Origin of the sequence: Pseudogracilibacillus amylolyticus (SeqCode), assembly GCF_051918545.1 — a bacterium.
Classification (GTDB): Bacteria; Bacillota; Bacilli; order Bacillales; family Amphibacillaceae; genus Pseudogracilibacillus.
Map to the genome: position 1 here is coordinate 1 of NZ_JBPPZG010000270.1, position 4,585 is coordinate 4,585.

General features: G+C 36.8%; 5 protein-coding genes. 1 reads left to right on the forward strand and 4 read right to left on the reverse strand.

Going from position 1 to position 4,585, the window contains the following annotated elements:
- Nucleotides 1–307: 307 nt before the first annotated feature.
- Nucleotides 308–1,288 carry a tryptophan--tRNA ligase gene (trpS, locus tag ACPYKA_RS19155; RefSeq protein ID WP_479543797.1) on the forward strand — a complete coding sequence of 327 codons (981 nt, stop codon included), beginning with the start codon at nucleotides 308–310 and terminating at the stop codon, nucleotides 1,286–1,288.
- A gap of 61 nt (nucleotides 1,289–1,349) precedes the next feature.
- Here the strand turns inward: trpS and ACPYKA_RS19160 are convergent, their stop codons facing one another.
- The 4 genes from ACPYKA_RS19160 to ACPYKA_RS19175 all read right to left on the reverse strand — a co-directional run.
- On the reverse strand, nucleotides 1,350–2,108 hold the full coding sequence (locus ACPYKA_RS19160) for a DUF3603 family protein (RefSeq protein WP_479543798.1): 759 nt from the start codon (nucleotides 2,106–2,108) through the stop codon (nucleotides 1,350–1,352).
- Between the two features lie 82 nt (nucleotides 2,109–2,190).
- Nucleotides 2,191–2,397, reverse strand: a complete 207-nt coding sequence (locus tag ACPYKA_RS19165) for a YuzI family membrane protein (protein WP_479543799.1) — start codon at nucleotides 2,395–2,397, stop codon at nucleotides 2,191–2,193.
- A gap of 397 nt (nucleotides 2,398–2,794) precedes the next feature.
- Nucleotides 2,795–4,036: a beta-ketoacyl-ACP synthase II gene (fabF, locus tag ACPYKA_RS19170; RefSeq protein WP_479543800.1), complete on the reverse strand. Its 1,242-nt coding sequence runs from the start codon at nucleotides 4,034–4,036 to the stop codon at nucleotides 2,795–2,797.
- 81 nt (nucleotides 4,037–4,117) lie between these two features.
- The coding region (locus ACPYKA_RS19175; RefSeq protein WP_479543801.1) for a 3-oxoacyl-[acyl-carrier-protein] synthase III C-terminal domain-containing protein at nucleotides 4,118–4,585 on the reverse strand (468 nt) is incomplete at its 5' end.

A 4,585-nucleotide genomic window follows, 5' to 3' on the forward strand; every position in this document is an offset into this window, starting at 1 on the left:
GAAATGTCATAATTCTGTTACAAACTGTAGCTACATACATATAGACTACCCATTTGGTAATTTAACTAAACATAGATCTTCCAAAATTTATCCAAACAATTTTCTGACAAATATGGTAGTAATAGTTTTTCCAATCTTATGAAAAATAAACCTAATTTTGTCAAAAAATGCAGGACAACTTATACTTTCACTTGCTTTCACCAAAACAAAAGTATATCATTTAATAAGGATTATAGGAAGAGTGTGAGGAGATTTTTTTTGATAAATCTATAAATTTAAAGCAGAAGAACAATGGAGTGAATGGATTTTGAAAACAATATTTTCCGGCATACAGCCGAGTGGAACGTTGACGCTTGGAAATTATTTAGGTGCGATTCGGCAGTTCGTTCAATTACAAAACGACAACAACTGCTTTTTTTGTATCGTTGATCAACATGCGATTACCGTTCCTCAAGACCCTAAACAATTAAAGCAAAATATTAAATCATTGGCAGCCTTATACATAGCGTCTGGCATTGATCCAGATAAAGCAACCTTATTTATCCAATCGGAAGTCCCTGCTCATTCTGAATTAGGCTGGATGTTGCAGTCTCTTACGTATATGGGTGAATTGGAAAGAATGACTCAATTTAAAGATAAATCAGCAGGAAGAAGCGCAGTATCATCTGCGTTATTTACATATCCAACACTAATGGCAGCTGATATTTTACTTTATCAATCCCATCTTGTCCCTGTCGGTGATGACCAAACACAGCATCTGGAATTAACAAGAAATGTTGCGGAACGATTTAATAACCGTTTTGGAAACACATTCGTTATTCCCGAAATTAGCATCCCTAATGTAGGTGCCCGGATTATGTCTTTACAAGAGCCGACGAAGAAAATGAGTAAATCTGACGAAAATACAAAAGGATTTATTTCGATGCTTGATACACCGAAACAGATCGAAAAGAAAATTAAAAGTGCTGTCACCGATTCAGACGGGATTGTAAAATTTGATTCTGAAAACAAACCTGGAGTTTCCAATTTACTTTCCATTTATGCTAGCTGCACAGGCAAATCAATTGAAACGGTTGAAGCACATTTTCAAGATAAACGTTATGGTGATTTGAAGTCAGAAGTCGCTGAAGCTGTCGTTAATACGCTAGCACCAATTCAAGAGAAATATGAAGCATTAATTAGCTCAACAGAACTTGATGAAATTTTAACAAAAGGTGCTGAAAAAGCAAACCAAACCGCGAGCAGAACGCTTCAAAAAGCAAAAAAGAAAATGGGATTACTTAGATGAGTTTTTGAGAATTATTTACAAATGAAAGAGAATCAGAAGAAAAAACTTCTGATTCTCTTTTTTAATGTAATTTATTTTTGTTTTCGACTTGTTCTAAATCCCAAAACTTTTCTAAAAATGGGTTTCCTTTTACAAGTTGCGAACAGAACTCTTCATGTGCTTCACTCCATCCGATCTTTACGTCGTCATAAAGAGTCTGCCAAATTTCTTTAATACTAGCCTGGTGTGTCGTATATGTAAGTTGGTTATTATCCCATTCTGATAACCAGTAAAGTATTTCATTCAGATTATCTGTTGTTTTTAACTGTTCCATGGCAATCATAAGTAACTTTTTTAACTGTCTTTCTCTTCTCGTTAATCCTTGAACATATTTTTCATCCATTGCTGTTAACGACTCGTTACGATCATTTTCTATTGGTGTAAAGGTAATATTTATTTGCTTAGCTTTTTTACATAACTCAAAAACTTGTTGTTCTTGTCTTGGAATTAGTCTGCTTTTACGGACTGGAATCTGATAGCCTATCGTATCAAAGGCCAAAATTCCCCTACCATCCGTTACAATACAAGCATAATCTAACATTTGCCTCGTATGTCCTTTTCGGATATAAGCACGTTTATGAATCATCTCTAATAATTCTTCAGGTAAATCATACAAACTATTTTCTATATAATCATAAAGACTTTCAGTTATATGTAATACGGGCACCTGTTCTAAAATTTCAATTTGGTCTGTCTTGCGCCACTCATGATAGTGACATATATTATAACCCTCTTCTTCTCCTTCAAACCAATTCACCCAAACATCATATAAATACAACATGGTTATTCCCTCACTTTAAAATACTATTTATGTAACATTATGACCAGCATTACGTAAAAATATTCGAGTAAATGCTGAACTGTTACATTTTTTCAGGGAATCGATGGATGGCAATAAGCATCATAATGAAACCAATTGGAAGGAAGTAACATTCCAATCTTCCTTTAATAAACATGAAATAGTCAAACCAAGAAATTCCAGCGGGTAAGAAATTCATATAAGCGATGATGGTGACTCCACCAGAAACAGCTAGTCCAAAACCGATCAAAAATAACAGGAGATATCCCATATTCCCCACCTCATAACTTGTCCAATAACCTTAATTATTGAATGTATATTCGGAGATTCGGTGAAATATGTGTACGGGAATAATATAGGTAATGTATGATTGAATAAGGATGGGAGAAAAATTAAATGCATGAGCGAACGTGAAAAAGACTAGCGGAACCGCTAATCGATGAAAATGCTACCCGGGGGGAAGGTGAATGCGTCTTACGTTACCATAATTGATAAAAGTACGTGCGTAGAGGAATGATTAAGAGTTAATCATTACCGTAATCGATGGAGATACGGCAAATGGGGAAGGATTAAGGCATATTCATTACCGTAATCGAGGATTTTACGGTAAGTAAGGAATGATTGGAACGATAAAAGCTTTATAATAAAAAAACTGACCCTAATTAGGATCAGTTTTTATATTTTTTAAATACGAGACAAGCATTATGTCCGCCAAACCCGAAAGAATTGCTCAATACTACATTGACATCTTGTTTTCTAGACTCGTTAGGAACATAGTCCAAATCACAATCCGGGTCAGGAGTTTCATAATTAATTGTGGCAGGTACAATGCCGTCATCGATAGCTTTAACAGAAATTACTCCTTCTACTCCACCTGCTGCACCCAGTAGGTGACCTGTCATTGATTTTGTAGAAGATACCGCCAATTGTTTAGCATGCGCGCCAAAAATATTTTTAATTGCTTGCGTTTCATATTTATCATTCATATCCGTGCTTGTTCCATGTGCGTTTATATAGTCAACTTCTTCAGGTTTTACATTGGCATCATTTATTGCCATTTGCATCGCACGAGCTGCTCCTTCTCCACCCTCTGCAGGTGCAGTAATATGGAAAGCATCACCTGTTGCGCCATACCCAACAATTTCCGCATAAATTTTAGCCCCACGATCTAACGCAGAATCTAAAGTTTCTAAAACTAAAATTCCAGCCCCTTCGCCCATCACAAACCCATCACGATTTTGATCAAATGGGCGGCTTGCTGTTTTTGGATCTTCGTTAAACGTTAAAGCCTTCATTGCGGAGAACCCAGCAAAAGCCATATTTGTTATTGGCGATTCAGTTCCACCAGTAATTATATAGTCAACATCTCCTCGCTGCACCGCTTTAAATGCATCTCCAATTGAGTTTGCACCAGAGGCACAAGCCGTTACAGAACATGAGTTAATTCCTTTGGCACCAAGTTGAATAGAAACTTGTCCTGCTGCCATATCAGGAATTAGCATCGGAACAAAAAATGGACTTACTCGACGGTATCCTTTATCGATAAAACGTCTAAGTTGTTCCTCGTACGTGTCCATTCCACCAATTCCACAACCGATCCAAACACCAACACGTTCTGCATTGGATTCATCAATTGTTAAATTAGCATCCTCTACGGCCATTTTAGAAGCGGCAACCGCATATTGTGTAAATAAATCCATCTTTCTTGCATCTTTACGATCCATGAACTCTTTAGCATCAAAGTCTTTAATTTCACCTGCAACAGAAACAGGAAAATCATCCTTATTAACACGAGTAATATAGTCTATTCCTGACTTATTTGCAACGATATTTTCCCATAAAGATTTGGCATCATTTCCTAATGGAGTAACAGCTCCAATACCTGTTACTACTACTCTTCTCTTTTCCATGAAAAGCCTCCTTGCCTATTCCTTTCCATTCTCTTCTATCTTAATAACTTACCATAGTTTACAATAATATGCTCTTTGAATCTACTTTCCCCATTTTAGTGCAACAGCACCCCAAGTGAGACCGCCACCAAAGCCTACAAGTACAATAATATCATTGTCCTTAATTTTTCCTTTGTTAACAGATTCTGATAATGCGATCGGGATGGAAGCAGATGAGTTATTCCCATAATTTTGCACTGTTTTTGCCATTCTATCTTCTGCAATACCTAAGCGTTGTCTTGCCGCCTCCATAATACGAATATTTGCCTGGTGCGGTACTAAATAGTCAACATCTTCTTTATTAAGCCCTGCTTTTTCAATAACGTTAACACAAGACTGTGGCATTTGGCGAACGGCGAACTTAAAAACTTCACGGCCATTCATTATCAAATGATTCTCTTCATTTTGATACAGCTCTTTCCCACCTGTTCCGTCTGCACCAAGCTCAAAGGACAAAATTCCTTTACCTTCTGAAACTTTTCCTAAGACGACCGCTCCAGCACCGTCTCC